The organism is Kitasatospora arboriphila, assembly GCF_039528095.1.
GTDB classification, from domain to species: domain Bacteria; phylum Actinomycetota; class Actinomycetes; order Streptomycetales; family Streptomycetaceae; genus Kitasatospora; species Kitasatospora arboriphila.
This window is the reverse complement of sequence record NZ_BAAALD010000093.1, coordinates 14,923-30,060: the sequence shown is the minus strand read 5'-3', so window position 1 is coordinate 30,060 and position 15,138 is coordinate 14,923. Positions and strand designations below refer to the sequence as shown.

Below are 15,138 nucleotides of genomic sequence, written 5' to 3'. Positions count from 1 at the left end.
GGACGGCGCCGAGGGCCTCGCCGAGGTCGCCCTCGACGTCCAGGTCGCCGGTGATGTAGGCGTCGGCGAGGCCGAGTTCGCCGGGCTGCCAGAGCAGCCGGCGCAGCGCGCGGCGGCGGCGCAGCACGACGGTGGGGGTGCCGTCGGGGCCGGCGGTGGAGCCGTCCCAGGCGCGGAGCCGGAACGGCAGCGGGCCGAGCAGGTCGGTGAGCAGGTCTTCGAGGCGGTCGGCGGCGGTCACCGGGCGGTCTCCTCGCGGGTGAGCAGGATCTGCCGGACGTCGAGGTAGCCGGTGCGGAACCCGGCCTCGGAGTAGGCGAGGTAGAGCTCCCAGGTGCGGCGGAAGACCTGGTCGAAGTCGAGCGCGGCGACGTCCGCGGCGCGGTCGGTGAAGCGTTCGCGCCACAGCCGCAGGGTCTCGGCGTAGTGCGCGCCGTAGGCGTGGTCGGCGGTGACCCGCAGCGCGGTGTGCCGGGCGGTCGCCTGGTCGATGGCCTGCACGGAGGGGATGAGGCCGCCGGGGAAGATGTACTTGAGGATCCAGGTGTAGGTGTTGCTGCTGGCGATCATGCGGTCGTGCGGCATGGTGATGGCCTGCAGGGCGGCCCGGCCGCCGGGGGCGAGGACGCGGTCGATGGTGCGGAAGTACTCGGGCCAGAACTGCCGTCCGACGGCCTCGATCATCTCCACGCTCACCACGGCGTCGTACTGCCCCTCGGCGGCGCGGTAGTCGCAGAGCCTGACCTCGGCGCGGTCGGCGAGGCCGGCCCGGGCGATCCGGCGGCGGGCGAGGGCGAGCTGCTCCTCGGAGAGGGTGAGGCTGGTGACGCGGGCGCCGCGGGCGGCGGCGCGCAGGGCGAGTTCGCCCCAGCCGGTGCCGATCTCCAGGACGCGGCTGCCGGGGCCGACGGCGGCCAGGTCGAGCAGCAGGTCGATCTTGCGGTGCTGGGCCTGGGGCAGGTCGTCCCAGGTGGCGAGGGGGGCGCCGGAGGGGGTGGTGTCGAAGACCGCGGAGGAGTAGGTCATCGTCCGGTCGAGGAAGAGCGCGAAGAGCTCGTTCGACAGGTCGTAGTGGTGGTGGATGTTGCGGCGGGCGTTGTCGGCGGTGGGGAGTACGGTGGCGGGCGGCCGCTGCACGTAGAGGCGGCGCAGCCACTGGGCACCGGTCGGGACGAGGGTCTCGGGGGCGGTGGCGAGCACGGAGAGCAGGCCGACCAGGTCGGGGGCGTCCCAGTCGCCGGCCTGGTAGGACTCGCCGAAGCCGATCAGGCCGGTGGCGCCGACCCGGGCGAGGAAGTCCGCGGGCCGGTGCAGGCGGAGCACCGGGGCGCCGGGCGGGGCGGCGACCAGCTGGCTGCCGTCGGGCAGCCGGACGTCCAGGCCGCGGCGGTGGGCGACCCGCCGGAGCAGGCGTCCGGCGAGGGCGGCGCGCAGCTGCGCACGGGGGACGCGGGCGACGTCGGGCCAGCGGGTCCGGTCGACCTCGGCGGTCGGCGGGGCGGCGGGCTCGGCGGCCGGTGCGGCGGCGGGTGCGGTGGGGAGTTCGGCGGGCCGGGTCACGGGGCGGACACCTCTTCTGTGGCGGCGGAACCGGTGCGGTCGTCGGGCAGGGGCCTGGGGCGGGGGTGGACGGGCAGGCCCTTCAGCAGGAGGCGTATGCCCTGGTGGCGGATGTGCACACTGACGGCGAGGGTGGCGAGCGGGTGCCGCAGCGCGGCCCGCAACAGGGCGGCCGGGCCGGCCGGCCGGCGGCGGCCGCGCACGGTGGCGACGAACGGGCTCGCGCCGTCGCGTTCCAGACGGACGGTCAGGGCGAGCCTCTCGCCCGGCCGGGGCAGGGCCATCCGGTACCGGCCGTCGACGGGGAAGAACGGCGAGACGTAGAACTCCTTGGCCACCGAGGCGCGGCCGTCGGCGCCGGGCCGCAGCAGGTAGCGGTGGTGGCCGCCGTAGGTGTTGTGCACCTCGGCGACGGTGCACAACGGGGTGCCGTCGGCGGCCAGGCACCAGTAGACGGTGAGCGGGTTGAAGACGTACCCGAGCGAGCGGGCCTGCGCGAGCATCAGGACCCGGCCGCCGGCGAGGTCGACGCCCTGCCCGGCGAGGTAGCGGGCCAGGTTGCCGCGCAGGGTGCCGCGGGGGTCGCCGGGGTGGTCGGCGGCCCGGAAGCGGGCGAGCGGGCGCAGCGCCCGGGGCAGCACGGGCAGGTGGTCGAGGTCGACCAGCCACAGGTAGGTGCGGTGCCGGAAGGCGTGCCGCACCGGGGCGGTGCGGACGTGGGTGATCGCGCACTCGTACAGGGCGGCGCCCCAGGGGCCGGGCAGCGCGGCCGTGCTGCGGCCGGTGTCGGCGGTGGCGGCCGCGGCGGTCATCGGACACCCGCCGGTAGTCCGGACCGGGCGGCGGCGCCGTCCTCGGCGGGCAGGCCGAGCAGGGCGTGCGCGGCCTGCACACCGGAGCGGCAGCCGTCCTCGTGGAAGCCCCAGCCGTGGTGGGCGCCGGCGAAGGCGGTGCGTCCGGTGGTGAGTTCGGGCAGCCGGCGCTGGGCGGCGATCGTCTCGGCGGTGTAGACGGGGTGCTCGTAGACGGTGCGGGAGACGACGTCCTCCTCGGCGGGCGGGTCGTGCCGGTCGGCGTTGAGCGTCACCAGGTAGTCCTCGGCGGTGTCGAGGCCGAGCAGCCGGTTGAGGTGGTAGCTGACCTGGACGCTCTCGGCGCTGCCGCCGCAGTCGGCCATCCGGTAGTTCCAGGAGGCGCGGGCCCAGGCGGCGCGGGGCAGCCGGGAGGCGTCGCGGTGCAGCACGGTGGGGTTGCGGGAGTAGCGGAAGGCGCCGAGCACCTCGCGTTCGGCGCGGGTCGGGCGGGCGAGCAGGGCGAGCGCCTGGTCGGCGTGGGTGGCGACCACGACGGCGTCGGCGGCGGTGCGGCGGCCGTCCGCGGTGGTGATCTCCACGCCGTCGTGGTGGCGGTGCACCGCGGTGACGGGGGCGGAGCGGTGGACGGCGGTGAGGCGTTCGGCGATCCGCTCGACGTAGGTGCGGGAGCCGCCGACCACGGTGCGCCAGGTCGGCGAGCCGGTGACGCCGAGCATGCCGTGGTTCTCCAGGAAGGCGAAGAGGTAGCGGGCCGGGTAGTCGCCGGCCAGGTCGGGGGCGCAGGACCAGACGGCGGCGACCACCGGGGTCATGAAGTGGCTGGTGAAGTACCGGGAGAAGCCGCCCTCGTCGAGGAAGCGGCGCAGCGAGGGGTCGCCGGCGCCGGGGTCGGCGAGCAGCCGGCGGGCGCGGCGGTGGAAGCGCGGCACCTCGGCGAGCATCCGCAGGTAGCGGCCGCGGAGCAGGGCGTCGGGGCGGGCGAGCAGTCCGGCGGGGCCGCGGGCTCCGGCGTACTCCAGGCCGCAGCCGCGGCACTGGACGGACATGCTCATGTCGCTCTCGCGGGTCTGCACGCCGAGTTCGTGGAACAGCCGCACCAGGTACGGGTAGGTGCGGTGGTTGTGCACCAGGAACCCGGTGTCGAGCGGCACCTCCCGGCCGTCGGCGCCGACGGCGCTCTGGGTGTGGGCGTGCCCGCCGAGCCGGGCCTGCGCCTCGAAGAGGTGCACGTCCACACCGGCCCGCCGGAGTTCGTGGGCGGCGGTCAGCCCGGCCACTCCGCCGCCGACCACGGCGACGGTGCGGCCCGCGGGCGCCGGCCGCACGCGTGCTCCGCCCGCCGGTTGCGGCACTGTTCCGGACACTGTCACGGGGCCCCCTCCACTGCACGGGCCCGCACTGCCGGCGGGCCGCTCCTTCACTGGCTACCGGTACTTCGGAGCGGTACGCCGGGCGGATTGCCCTCGATCGGTGCGGAGTTGCCGTGGCGTGCGGACGGGCCGGCACCTGCCCCCGCGGGCGGGGGGCAGGTGCCCGCGCTCAGCTGAACGGCAGCAGCATCACCGGCGTGCCGCTCGGGTGCGCCGAGCCGCCCTCCGGTTCCACCGTCACGCCGACGCCGACCGCGCCGTTCAGCGGCCCCTGCAGCAGCAGCGAACCGCCGGAGGCCGGCATCAGTCCGGCCGGCCGCATCGTCCCGGCGTCGTCGAACCACAGTTCGTAGGTCTTGCCGGCGGGCAGCGCCGGCATTCCGGAGGCCAGGAACCCGGCCTGGCCGCGGCTCTGCGACCAGACCACCGTGCCGACGCCGGGGCCGGCGGTCGCGGTCGCCGTCCGGGCGTCCGGCGCGGTCAGCAGGCTGCCGAACGCGGCCTGCTGGGCCTGCAGTTGCGCGGCCCGCGCATCGGCCTCGTCGGCCCGCCGGCTCTGGTCGACCGCGAGGCCGCCGAGCGCCGCGGCCAGCGCCACCGACGCCGCCAGCACGAACTTCGGCCAGTTCCGGACGATCTTGCTCCGGCGGCGCCGCCCGGTCGGCTGCGGCGGCACCTCCGGGGGCGGCACCGCGGACGGCGGCGCGAGCTGGCGGACGGACCCGATGCCCGCCATCACCCGGGCCCGCAGCTCGGCAGGCGGCGTCTCGGCCTCCGCGGCACCGAGGCGCGCCAGGGTGGCGGCGAACTCCCGGACCTCCAGCGCGCAGGCCTCGCACAGGGCCAGGTGACGCTCGAACTCCGCCAGCTCCGGCCCCTCCAGGGCATGGGCCGCGTACGCGCCGGTCAGCGTGTGCAGTTCGGCTCCGCCGGTCACGACTCCACCCCCAGGCAGTCCCGCAGCCGGATCAGACCGTCCCGCATCCGGGTCTTCACGGTGCCCAGCGGCGCGCTCAGCATGTCCGCCACCTCACGGTACGAGTAGCCCCGGTAGTAGGCCAGGGTGACGGCCTGGCGCTGGAGCTCGGTCAGCATCCTCAGACAGCGCCGCACCTGCTCGCGCTCCAGGCGGCCCTCCACCTGCTCGGCGACCTCGTCGAAGGCCGGCACGTGCGAGCGGGCGGCGACCCGCTGCTCCCGGTCGGCCGTCGCCTGCGCGGAGCGGACCCGGTCGACCGCCCGGCGGTGCGCCATCGTCAGCACCCAGGACATCACCTCGCCGCGGTCCGGCTGGTAGCGGGCGGCCGTCCGCCACACCTCCAGCATCACCTCCTGGGTCACCTCCTCCGACTGCGCCGGGTCCCGCAGCACCCGGCGCACCAGGCCGAAGACCGGGCCCGCCACCACGTCGTACAGCCGCCCGAACGCGTCCTGGTCGCCGAACGCCACCTGGGCGACCAGCTCCTTGAGGTCCGGGCCGCGGCGCTGCGGACCGGACAGGTGGACCACCGTGCTCAATCCGCCACCCCGCTCGGTCGGGCGGCGCGGACCGCCGGTCGGGCCGGGCAGGCGTGCGGCCTGCCCGTCGGACGGATGACGGGCATCGGGAACCTCCTGGTCGTCGGTGGGACCGCGCCGTCCACGGGCGGCGGCGGTCGTCGGGCACGGTGCATTCGGAACCGGACGCCCGCCGGATTGCCCGCGGGCCGCACCAGCATGGCGGAACCCGCCCGCCCGCACACCGTCCCGGACGGGAAGGACCGGCACCCATCCGATCCGCGGCCGGCTCCGAAGCACCGCGCGCGAGACCCGTCCGACCCCGAACCGCCCGGAGACCTTCACCGTGCCCACCGACCGCCGCCCGATGCCGCTCTTCCACGTCCGGGAGATCTTCGCCGAACCGGCGGCCGCCGCCTCCCCGCGCGGCCGGCAGGTGCTGGAACGCTTCCCCGGCGCCCGGGTGGTCGAGGTCGACTCGCACTGGCGGATCCCGCACCTGCACGGCAACGCCGGGAACGTCGAACGGTGGGCGCGGATCAAGAGCGAGGTCCTGGTCCTCGGGGTGAAGAAGACCCTCGCCGCCCGGCCCAACGGCCGCTCCGCCGACTGGATCGCCCCCAGCTCCGCCAACGGCTGCGCGCTGGCCTGCGCCTACTGCTACGTACCGCGCCGCAAGGGCTACGCCAACCCGATCACCGTCTTCACCAACATCGACCGGATCGTCGCCCACCTCGCCGGCCACGTCCGCCGGCAGGGCCGCAAGCCCGCGCCCAACCAGTGCGACCCCACCGCCTGGGTGTACGACATCGGCGAGAACAACGACTGCTCGGTGGACGCCCTGATCTGCGACAACACCGCCGACCTGGTCCGCGCCTTCCGCGGGTGGCCGACCGCCAAGGCCTCCTTCGCCACCAAGTGGGTCAACCGCGACCTGCTCGCCCTCGACCCGCGCGGCCGCACCCGGATCCGCTTCTCGCTGATGCCGCCCGCCGACGCCCGGCTGCTGGACGTCCGCACCACGCCCGTCCCCGAGCGGATCGCCGCCGCCGGCGACTTCCTCGACGCCGGGTACGAGGTGCACTTCAACCTCTCCCCCGTCGTCCTGCGTGCCGGCTGGCAGCGCGACTGGGCCGAGCTGCTGCACCGGATGGACGACATGCTGCCCGCCGCCGTGAAGGCGCAGGCCGCGGCGGAGATCATCATGCTGACCCACAACCGCGAACTGCACGAGGTCAACCTCGGCTGGCACCCCAAGGCCGAGGAGCTGCTGTGGCGGCCCGCCCTCCAGGAGGCCAAGACCTCCGGGAACGGCGCCCGCAACGTCCGCTACCGGGCCGCGGGCAAGGCGGCGGCGCTCGCCGAGCTCCGCGGCCTGATCGACCGGTACGCGCCCTGGCTCAGGGTGCGGTACGCCTTCTGACCGACCGTCCAGCGGCCACCGCCCGGTGGCCCACCGCCCCGGGAGGACCGATGACCGACCAGACCGCCCGGCCGCCGCACTGCCTGGTGACCGGCGCCACCGGGTACATCGGCGGCCGCCTGGTGCCCGAACTCCTCGCGGCCGGCCGCACCGTGCGCTGCCTGGTCCGCGACCCCCGACGGCTGCGCGACCACCCCTGGCGGGCCCGGGTGGAGACCGCGACCGGTGACGTCACCCGGCCGGACACCCTGACCGCCGCCTTCGAGGGCGTCGACACCGCCTACTACCTCGTCCACTCCCTCGGCACCGGCCCCGGCTTCGAACGCACCGACCGCGAGGCCGCCCGGGCGTTCGGCGCGGCCGCCGCCCGGGCCGGCGTCCGGCGGATCGTCTACCTCGGCGGACTCGTGCCCGCCGGCGTCCCCGCCGGCGAACTCTCCCCGCACCTGCGCTCCCGCGCCGAGGTCGGCCGGGTGCTGCGCGCCAGCGGGGTGCCCACCGCCGAACTGCGCGCCGCGGTCATCATCGGCTCCGGCTCCGCCTCCTTCGAGATGCTCCGCTACCTCACCGAACGGCTGCCCGTGATGGTGACGCCCAGCTGGGTCGGCACCCGGATCCAGCCGATCTCCGTCCGCGACGTGCTGCGCTACCTGGTCGCCGCCGCCGACCTGCCGCCCGAGGTCAACCGGGCCTTCGACATCGGCGGCCCCGACGTCCTGACGTACCGCCGGATGATGCTCCGCTACGCGGCCGTCGCCGGCCTGCCCCGCCGGCTGATCGTCCCGGTGCCCGTCCTCACCCCCCGGCTCTCCGGCCACTGGGTCGGCCTGGTCACCCCCGTCCCCAACTCCATCGCCCGGCCGCTCGTCGAATCCCTGCGGCACGAAGTCGTCTGCGCCGAGCACGACATCGCCCGGTACGTCCCCGACCCGCCCGAACAGACCGTCCCCGGCCTCCACCGGCCGGTGCAGGGCCTGATCGGCTTCGACGACGCCGTCCGCCTCGCCCTGCGCCGCATCCGCGACGCCCAGGTCTCCACCCGCTGGTCCTCCGCCTCCCTCCCCGGCGCCCCCAGCGACCCGCTGCCCACCGACCCCGACTGGGCCGGCGGCAGCCTCTACCAGGACGTCCGCGAACGCCACGTCGACGCCGCACCGGAATCCGTCTGGCGGGTCGTCGAAGGCATCGGCGGCGAGAACGGCTGGTACTCCTTCCCGCTCGCCTGGGCCCTGCGCGGGTGGGCGGACCGCGCGGTCGGCGGGGTCGGGCTGCGGCGCGGGCGACGCGACCCGGCCCGGCTGCGGGTCGGCGACTCGCTGGACTTCTGGCGGGTCGAGGAGATCGAACCGGGGCGGCTGCTGCGGCTGCGGGCCGAGATGCGGCTGCCCGGCCCGGCCTGGCTGGAACTCTCGGTCGCCCCCGACGGCAACGGCGGCGCCCTCTACCGCCAACGGGCCCTCTTCCACCCCCACGGCCTCGCCGGCCACGCCTACTGGTGGTCCGTCGCCCCCTTCCACGCCGTCGTCTTCGGCGGCATGGCCCGCAACATCACCGAACGCGCCCAGGCCGTCTGAGAGGCAGCACCCCAGGGGCGCGGGGAACTGCGCGGTCCGAGGATGGCGAACCCGGCAGTTCCGGTTGGCCTCTGGTGCGCGTCCGTGTGTCCACGGCCGACCGGATCTGTCGGCTCGCCGATCCCGAATTGCGCGGTTCCCCGCGCCCCTGAGTGCTTCCGCTACTCCGTTGCCGGGCCGTCCTCGGTGAGCCATTGGCGGTAGACGCCGGCGAGGGCGGCGAGGACGGCGGTGCCGCCGGGGAGGGCCGTGGTGAGGACGATGAAGGCGTTCGCGGCCTGGTCGGGGGGCGCCGTGGCCAGCCAGTTCGGCCAGAAGCCGGCGGAGGGCAGGACGGCCCCGGGTCCGGCCGGGGCGGCCGTCCTGGCGGCTTCGCCGCCGAGCGTGGCGTCCCATTCCCCGAGCACCCGGGCGAGTCGGGTCCGCTGCCGGGAGGTGAACCGCCGCAGGCCGATCACCCGCAGGCTCTGCCGGACGAGTTCGGGCCGCAGTTCGCCGACGGTCGCGGTGGCGGCGAGCAGCAGCCGCGGGTCCCGGGAGAGCAGTCGGACCGTCCGGTCGTCGACCAGCCGGGCGAGCGCAGCGGCCCCGTCCCCGGACCCGGCGCCGGTCCGGCGGGCGAGTTCGATCCGGATCAGCATCAGCCGGTCCCCGAGGTCCTCGGCCAGTCGTGCGGCTTCGGCGAGCTGCGGTCCGGCCTCTTCGGCGAATCCCTCGTCGACGGCCCAGCGGGCGTGCGCGTAGTCGGCCTCCAACTGCACTCCCCCGGCCTGCTCCTCGACGGCACGGCTGCGGGCGGCGGAGGCGAGCGCCCGGGCGGAGTCGAGTTCGCCGAGGGCGGCCCGTACCCGGGCTTCGAGCAGCAGCAGCCGTGCGCCGCGTTCGCCGCCGGCGGGCCGGTGGTCGAGGACTTCGGCGGCGCGGTGCGGGGCGTCGAGTTCCAGCAGCCGGGTGATCTGGACCTCGGCGTGCCGTTCCCACTCCTCGGCGGGCACCTCGCGGAGGGCGGCGGGGTGGAGCGTCCGTCCGGAGCGGGAGGCGAGGTAGGCCCGGCTGCCGGGCGGGAGTTCGTCGATGGAGCCGGTGAGCAGGGCTTCGACGCCGGGCTGCCAGCGCCGGTCGAGTTCGGTGGCGGACTCGCCGAGGCCGAGCCGGTGGTAGAGCTCTTCGGCGCGGGCGGTGAGGCCGTCCTCCTGCACGTAGTGCAGCACGGCGGCCTCGTGGATCTCGGCGACCTGTTCGGGTGCCTCGGCCTGCAGCAGCGGCAGGAGTCGGCGGCGGAGGTCGCCGCGGTGTTCGAGGGAGCCGTCGGCGGCGGGGCCGAGCAGGGTGGTCTCGCGGGCGAACAGGTCGAAGAGTTCGCCGGCCCGCAGGTCGTCGGGGACGTGCACGCCGCCGGGGCCGGCCAGGACGTAGCGCAGTACGGCGGGGGTGAGACGGCGGAGCACCAGGGCGGGGCGGGCGAGGCTGCGGACGTCGGGGTCCTCGATGCGGTCGAGGACGTGGCGGTGGAGGTGCTCGTGCAGTTCTCCCCCGGTGGTGTCCTTGCTGCCGATGAGGTCGGCGGCGAGGCGCAGGTCGAGCGGGTCGCCGCCGGCGGCGTCGACGACGGGGTCGACGACGGGGTCGACGACGGGGTCGAGGGCGGCGGGGCCGAGCAGCGCGCTCAGGTGGGCGCGGGCGGCGTCGCGGTCGAAGTCGGGCAGGTGGAGTTCGCGGGCGGGCAGTCCGGCGGGGACACGGCCGGCGAGGACGACCCGCAGGGCCGGGTTGGCGTCGGCGAGCAGGTCGAACATCCGCCGGAGTTCGGCGAGCACCTCGGGGCCCATGTCCTGGGCGGCCTCGAAGGTGTCGATCGCGAGCAGGACGGGGCCGTCGGGCAGTGCGAGGGCGAGCAGCCGGGCGAACTCGCGGTACAGCGACTCGCGTTCGGCGGGTGCGGTGAGCAGCCGGACGGAGGCGGTGAGGTGGTCGGTGGTGCCGCGGGCGGTGGCCGCGGAGTCGGCGTGGGCGGCGGCGAGGGTGTGCAGGTCGGGGGCGGCGGCGCGGGCGATCCACTTGTCGGTGAAGAACTCGGCGAGGGGCCGCAGTCCGGGGTGCTGGATGCGCAGTTGGCGGACGGCGTCGAGGAGCAGGGTGAGCGGTTCCTGCGGCAGCAGGCCGGGCCGGTCGAGGTCGATGTGGGCGAAGGGCAGCCGGGGGCCGGTGCTGCGGTGTTCGCCGTCGAGGATGAAGCGGGCGAGGACGGTTGACCTGCCGACGCCGTCGGGGCCCCCGATCAGCATCGGCCGGCGGTCGGTTCCGGCCATGTGCTCGGCGAGTTCGGCGAGGACGTCGGCGCGTCCGGCGACGTGGGTGCCGGCGAGACGGCGCAGCGGTTCGAGGAGTCGGCGGCGTTCGAGGTGGTCGGTGATCTCGGTGGCGCCGGGCAGGCCGGGGACGAGGCCGTCGAGCCATGCGGTGACCCGGGCGGTGGCGAGGAGTTCGTCGAGGTCCTGTTCGGCGGGGGGCGGGGCGGTGTCGGTGAGGTAGCGGGTGAGGGCGAGTTGGACGGGTCCCTGGGGGCGGTCGGGGTTGGTGTCGAGGGCGCGGCGGTGGGCGTCCGGGCCGGCCATCGCGGCGAGGGTGGTGCGGCGCAGGGCCTCGGGCAGGCGCCATTCGGGGCTGCCGTCGGCGCCGTGGACGGGTTCGCTGACGGCGAGGAGGGCCTGCAGGGCGGCGGCGTCGGGTTCGTGGCCGACCGGGCGGAGGGTGGCGGGGTCGTAGCAGGCGAGGACGGCGGCGGCCTGGCGGTATGCGTGTTCGGCGGGCGGGGGCGGGCCGGCCGCCGCGGCCGTCCTGCGGGTGAGCCGGTCGAGGCGTTCTTCGACGGTGGCGGCGGTGAGGCGGGTGCGGGCCGTGGTCATCGCAGGACCTGCCGGTCGAAGACGGCGTCGGCGGTGTCGCGGACGGCGTCGGGGAGCCGGCGGATCGCGGCGGCGCGGTCGTCGGGCAGTGCGGCGAGCAGCCGGTCGACGACGGTCTCGACGAGGGGCGGCGCGATCTCGGTGCCGAGGTCGGCGGCGAGCCGGCCGAAGAAGGCGCACAGGTCGCGGCGGTCGACGGTGCCGACGGGCTCGGTGAGGACGCAGTCGAGGACGCCGAGTGCGGGGCGGTCGTGGCCGAGCAGGAGGACGCGCAGTCCGGGGTGGCGGCCGCGGACGGCGGCGTCGGTGAGGTGGTCGATCAGGGCGGCGGTGTCGGCCTGCAGCGGCACGTGGTCGAGGCTGTCGACGACGAGCAGATGGGTGGTGCGGCCGGACGCGTCGTAGAGCCGGGCGACGAGCCAGTCGCACAGCCGGCGGGCCTGGTCGGCGCCCCGGGCGGGCGGGGCGGGGGTGGGTTCGGGCAGTTCCAGCTGGGCGGCGACGGAGCTCATCAGGTCGTGGGGGGTGCAGAGCCCGTCGGCCCATTCGGCGAGGTCGACGAGGACCGGTCGGAAGGTCCGCAGCTGCTGGGCGACGTGGCTGACGAAGTACCAGGTGTGGGACTTGCCGCAGGAACGGGGGCCGGTGACGAGCAGGACGCGGCTGCGGCTGTCGGAGACGAGGTCCTTGAGGTGGGTGCGGAGCAGGGTGCGGCCGAGGAAGAGCCGGCGGCCGAGCAGGTCGGCGGCGTACGGGTCCTCGGCTGCGGCGTCGCCCGGTCCGGCGGGCGCGGCCGGGACGGCGGTGAGCAGCCGTTCGGCGAGGGCGGCCACGGCGGGGAACCGGCCGTCGCGCAGGGCGCCGAGGAACTCCTCCAGCCGGCCGTCCCGTTCGGCCTCCTCGACGACCCGGTGGACGGTGGTGCGCAGGTCGGTGCCGGTGGTGGCCGGTCCGCGGCCGGTGGAGGACCACGCCCGTTCGAGGTCCTGCGGCGTGCAGTCGTTGACGACGACGTCCACGAGGCGCCGCCGGTCCGCGCCGGAGAGTCTCACCGTCACCGCCGCCGCGGGCGGCCCGGGCGGGTCCTCGGGGTCGCCGTACGCGGGGTCGCCGTACGTGGGGTCGAGGCCGTGGTGAAGGGCGGCGAGGGCGGCGAGGGCCTCCCGCGTCTGCGTTCCGGGCGTGGTCATCAGGGGTGCCCCCGGTCGGGGTGTGCGGTCCGGGTCCGGTCGGCCGGGCCGCGGGCGGGGTGCGCCGCCGTTCGGGCGGCGGGCCGGACGGTCAGGCGGCGATCCGGGCGCGGACGGGCGCGCGGACGGCCGGACGGGCGAGGTACTCGGCGGCGCCGTGGTGGTTGGCGCTGTCGTTGACCACCACGACGTCCTCGGTGAGGCTGCCCGGCTCGTACTCCGGGCGGACGGTGCGGCCCAGGGCGACCAGGTCGCGGGGGTCGTAGGCGTTCCGCCAGGCGGCGACGCCGGGCGGCACGGTGAGCGGGGCGGCGAGCCGGTCCCGGATCTCGGTGATGCCGAGCGGCGAGCCGATGGTGATCAGCAACGGCACTTCGCCCGGGTGGGTGCGCAGCACCTCGTAGGCGATCACCGAGCCGAGGCCGTGGCCGACCACGACGAGCGGCCCGTCGGCCTCCTCCAGGGCGGTCGAGGCGACCTTCTGGATCTGCTCGCGCATCCCGCCGGTGAAGTAGGCGTGGGCGTCCCTGTAGGCGTGCCGGGCGAGGACCTGGAAGGCCACGGTGCGGCCGAACCGAGGCAGCGGCAGCGCATCCGTGCCGGTGGCGGCGCCCGCTCCGGCGGAGAGGGCCTCGGCGGCGTACACCATGGCCCGCAGCCAGGGGTCGAGCGGCCCGGGGGCGGTGCTGCCCGGCACGGGCGCCGCGGTCTCGGCGCGGACGGCGGCGAGGAACTCCTCCGGCGGGGCGGGGGCCGACGGCCGGGCCGTCCTGGGCGCCGCGCCCGAGGGCGGCAGTTCGGTGACCCCGTCGTCGGGGACGGGTGCGGGCAGCGGCTCGTGGTGGCGCAGCGGCGCCCAGTACGCCATCCGGGAGAGCCCGCCCATCGGCCGGCCGAAGAGGGCGACGTCCCATTGCTCCTTCAACTGCTGCTCGGGCGGCTTGTTGCCGACCCCGTGCACGTAGACGATCGCTGGGCCCATGGCATGCCTCCGGCCGCTCGCTCTGCCTCCAGTGTCGGCCCCTTCGGCGGGGAGCTCAATCGCCCGCGGGCGGCCGTCTGCCGCACGCCGCGCCGATGGTGACGGTCCGTGGCCGACCTGAGGGCCCGGACCCGGCCGCCGGGTCCGGGTGACGGCCGGACGGGGTGACGGCCCGTGGCCGTCCGCCGGGGACGGGTCGCAGGCCGCCCGCGGGATCCCGGCTGACGGCGGGTCGGCCTGGGGGCCCGGGCCCGCCCGGAGTCGCCCTCGGTGACGGACGCCTCGGGCGGAGCGCACCGGACGGACGGTCGCGCTCGGTGTACGGCGGGCCCGCGGCGGGGGAAAATCGGTGTGCGGAGCGCCGCGGCCCGGCTAGGTTCGACGGGTGCCGGCCGACCGGTCGCACGCGGCACGGGTACGGAGGCGGGCAATGGCCGGGACGGACATCTCCGGGACGGGGCGCACCGCGCCCGGGGAGCTGCCGACGCTCGCCGGGCTGCTGGCCGGGCACCGCCCGCGCACCGCGCAGGAGGCCGCGGACCTCGCCCGGATCGCGCCGCTGGCGACCGCCGCCGACCCCTACGACCGCGCACGGCCGCTGCACGTGACCGCCTCCGCACTGATCGTGCACCCCGCCCGGCGGGAGGTGCTGCTGCGCTGGCACGAGCGCCAGCAGGACTGGCTGCAGGTCGGCGGACACGGCGATCCCGGCGAGGAGTTCCCGGGCGCGGTGGCGCTGCGCGAGGCCGAGGAGGAGACCGGCCTCGCCGACCTGGCGTTCTGGCCCTCGGCGGAGCTGCTGCACGTGGTCGTGCTGCCGGTGCCCGCCTCGGACCGCGAGCCGGCCCACGAACACGCCGACCTCCGCTTCGTACTCGCCACCGGGACCCCGGGGGCGGCCCGCCCCGAGCGGCCGGGCGCCCGGGTGCGGTGGCATGCGCTCGCCGAGGCGGCCGGGGCGGCCCGCGGCGAGGCCCTGCGGGAGTCGCTCGCCCGGCTGGGCACCCTGCTGGAGGACGGCTCCCCGGCCGCACCGGTGAGCTGACCGACCGTCACGGAACGGATGAGGTGGATGGGATTGCACGCCGACCAGGTGCTCGTCTTCGACGCCGACGACACGCTGTGGGAGAACAACGTGCTCTTCGAGCGCGTCATCGAGGGCTTCCTCGACTGGGTGGCCGGCGACCCCGCCGACCCCGCCGCCCGGCAGGCCGCCCGGGCGGTGCTCGACGCGGTGGAGGCGGCGAACGCGGCCACCCTCGGGTACGGCGCCGCCGTGTTCCGGCACAACCTGGCCGAGAGCCTCGGGCACGTGCGGGGCCGTTCCGTCACGGCCGAGGACCGGGACAGGATCGACCACCTGCTGCTGCCGCTGACCAGCCGCACGGTCGAGCTGATCCCCGGCGTCGCCGACACCCTCGCCGAGCTGGCAGGACGGCACCGGCTGCTGATGCTCACCAAGGGCGACGAGGCGGAGCAGCGGCGCAAGGTCGAGGCGTCCGCCGTCGCGCACCACTTCGGCGGGATCCACATCGTGGCCGAGAAGAACGTCGACACCTACCACCGGCTGGTCGCCGACCTCTCGCTCGTCCCCGACCGGACGTGGATGATCGGCAACTCCCCCAAGTCGGACATCGTGCCGGCCCGCCGGGCCGGCCTGAACGCCGTCTTCATCCCGCACGAGCACACCTGGGTGCTGGAGCACGAGGAGTTCGGCGCGCACACCGCCACCCTGGAGCTGGCGAGCTTCACCGAACTGCTCACCCACTTCTGAGCTCCCCGTTCGGCCGGCACGGGTTTGGCAGGCGTACGAACCGGCAA

The 15,138-nt window shown here is 76.1% G+C and carries 12 protein-coding genes and 1 pseudogene; 4 read left to right on the top strand and 9 right to left on the bottom strand.

The annotated features are described in order from the left end of the window. The 6 genes and pseudogenes from ABD353_RS32300 to ABD353_RS32275 all read right to left on the bottom strand — a co-directional run. Positions 1-241, bottom strand: a pseudogene (locus ABD353_RS32300) (SAM-dependent methyltransferase); the annotation flags it as partial. Next, complete coding sequence (locus ABD353_RS32295) at positions 238-1,560, bottom strand: class I SAM-dependent methyltransferase (RefSeq protein WP_344627241.1); 1,323 nt, start codon at positions 1,558-1,560, stop codon at positions 238-240. The pseudogene ABD353_RS32300 and the gene ABD353_RS32295, both read right to left, overlap by 4 nt. Further along, on the bottom strand, positions 1,557-2,372 hold the full coding sequence (locus ABD353_RS32290; protein ID WP_344627240.1) for a DUF1365 domain-containing protein: 816 nt from the start codon (positions 2,370-2,372) through the stop codon (positions 1,557-1,559). The genes ABD353_RS32295 and ABD353_RS32290 overlap by 4 nt, the downstream gene beginning before the upstream one ends. Beyond that, entirely contained in the window at positions 2,369-3,700 is a 1,332-nt protein-coding gene (locus ABD353_RS32285) for an NAD(P)/FAD-dependent oxidoreductase (RefSeq protein WP_344627239.1), read from the bottom strand. The genes ABD353_RS32290 and ABD353_RS32285 overlap by 4 nt, the downstream gene beginning before the upstream one ends. Before the next feature lie 214 nt (positions 3,701-3,914). Then, positions 3,915-4,682 carry an anti-sigma factor gene (locus ABD353_RS32280; RefSeq protein WP_344627238.1) on the bottom strand — a complete coding sequence of 256 codons (768 nt, stop codon included), beginning with the start codon at positions 4,680-4,682 and terminating at the stop codon, positions 3,915-3,917. Next, a complete protein-coding gene (locus ABD353_RS32275) occupies positions 4,679-5,263 on the bottom strand; it encodes a sigma-70 family RNA polymerase sigma factor (RefSeq protein ID WP_344627237.1) in 585 nt (194 codons plus the stop codon). Before ABD353_RS32275 ends, ABD353_RS32280 begins: the two co-directional genes overlap by 4 nt. Before the next feature lie 346 nt (positions 5,264-5,609). Here ABD353_RS32275 and ABD353_RS32270 point away from each other — a divergent pair, with 346 nt between their 5' ends. Both ABD353_RS32270 and ABD353_RS32265 read left to right on the top strand, forming a co-directional pair. After that, positions 5,610-6,665, top strand: a complete 1,056-nt coding sequence (locus tag ABD353_RS32270; protein WP_344627242.1) for a spore photoproduct lyase family protein — start codon at positions 5,610-5,612, stop codon at positions 6,663-6,665. Positions 6,666-6,715: 50 nt separating this feature from the next. Continuing rightward, positions 6,716-8,239 carry an SDR family oxidoreductase gene (locus ABD353_RS32265; protein WP_344627236.1) on the top strand — a complete coding sequence of 508 codons (1,524 nt, stop codon included), beginning with the start codon at positions 6,716-6,718 and terminating at the stop codon, positions 8,237-8,239. A 161-nt stretch (positions 8,240-8,400) separates the two neighbouring features. Here ABD353_RS32265 and ABD353_RS32260 read toward each other — a convergent pair whose 3' ends face one another. The 3 genes from ABD353_RS32260 to ABD353_RS32250 all read right to left on the bottom strand — a co-directional run bounded on the left by ABD353_RS32260 (position 8,401) and on the right by ABD353_RS32250 (position 13,317). Continuing rightward, a complete protein-coding gene (locus tag ABD353_RS32260; protein WP_344627235.1) occupies positions 8,401-11,145 on the bottom strand; it encodes a hypothetical protein in 2,745 nt (914 codons plus the stop codon). After that, positions 11,142-12,335, bottom strand: coding sequence for an ATP-binding protein (locus tag ABD353_RS32255; protein WP_344627234.1), 1,194 nt, complete (start codon positions 12,333-12,335; stop codon positions 11,142-11,144). The genes ABD353_RS32260 and ABD353_RS32255 overlap by 4 nt, the downstream gene beginning before the upstream one ends. Positions 12,336-12,426: 91 nt before the next feature. Continuing rightward, positions 12,427-13,317, bottom strand: a complete 891-nt coding sequence (locus ABD353_RS32250) for a hypothetical protein (RefSeq protein WP_344627233.1) — start codon at positions 13,315-13,317, stop codon at positions 12,427-12,429. 430 nt (positions 13,318-13,747) lie between these two features. On the opposite strand from ABD353_RS32250, the gene ABD353_RS32245 reads away from it, so the two are divergent. Beyond that, the gene (locus ABD353_RS32245) at positions 13,748-14,362 is read left to right on the top strand and encodes an NUDIX hydrolase (RefSeq protein ID WP_344627232.1); all 615 of its coding nucleotides are present in this window, start codon (positions 13,748-13,750) and stop codon (positions 14,360-14,362) included. Between the two features lie 27 nt (positions 14,363-14,389). After that, positions 14,390-15,091: an HAD family hydrolase gene (locus ABD353_RS32240; protein ID WP_344627231.1), complete on the top strand. Its 702-nt coding sequence runs from the start codon at positions 14,390-14,392 to the stop codon at positions 15,089-15,091. Positions 15,092-15,138 lie beyond the last annotated feature (47 nt).

Excerpts from the sequence above, each read along its gene's own strand:
- ABD353_RS32290 (WP_344627240.1), bottom strand. The coding sequence starts at position 2,372 with ATGACCGCCGCGGCCGCCACCGCCGACACCGGCCGCAGCACGGCCGCG.
- ABD353_RS32270 (WP_344627242.1), top strand. The coding sequence starts at position 5,610 with ATGCCGCTCTTCCACGTCCGGGAGATCTTCGCCGAACCGGCGGCCGCC.
- ABD353_RS32265 (WP_344627236.1), top strand. The coding sequence starts at position 6,716 with ATGACCGACCAGACCGCCCGGCCGCCGCACTGCCTGGTGACCGGCGCC.
- ABD353_RS32260 (WP_344627235.1), bottom strand. The coding sequence starts at position 11,145 with ATGACCACGGCCCGCACCCGCCTCACCGCCGCCACCGTCGAAGAACGC.
- ABD353_RS32255 (WP_344627234.1), bottom strand. The coding sequence starts at position 12,335 with ATGACCACGCCCGGAACGCAGACGCGGGAGGCCCTCGCCGCCCTCGCC.
- ABD353_RS32250 (WP_344627233.1), bottom strand. The coding sequence starts at position 13,317 with ATGGGCCCAGCGATCGTCTACGTGCACGGGGTCGGCAACAAGCCGCCC.
- ABD353_RS32245 (WP_344627232.1), top strand. The coding sequence starts at position 13,748 with ATGGCCGGGACGGACATCTCCGGGACGGGGCGCACCGCGCCCGGGGAG.
- ABD353_RS32240 (WP_344627231.1), top strand. The coding sequence starts at position 14,390 with ATGGGATTGCACGCCGACCAGGTGCTCGTCTTCGACGCCGACGACACG.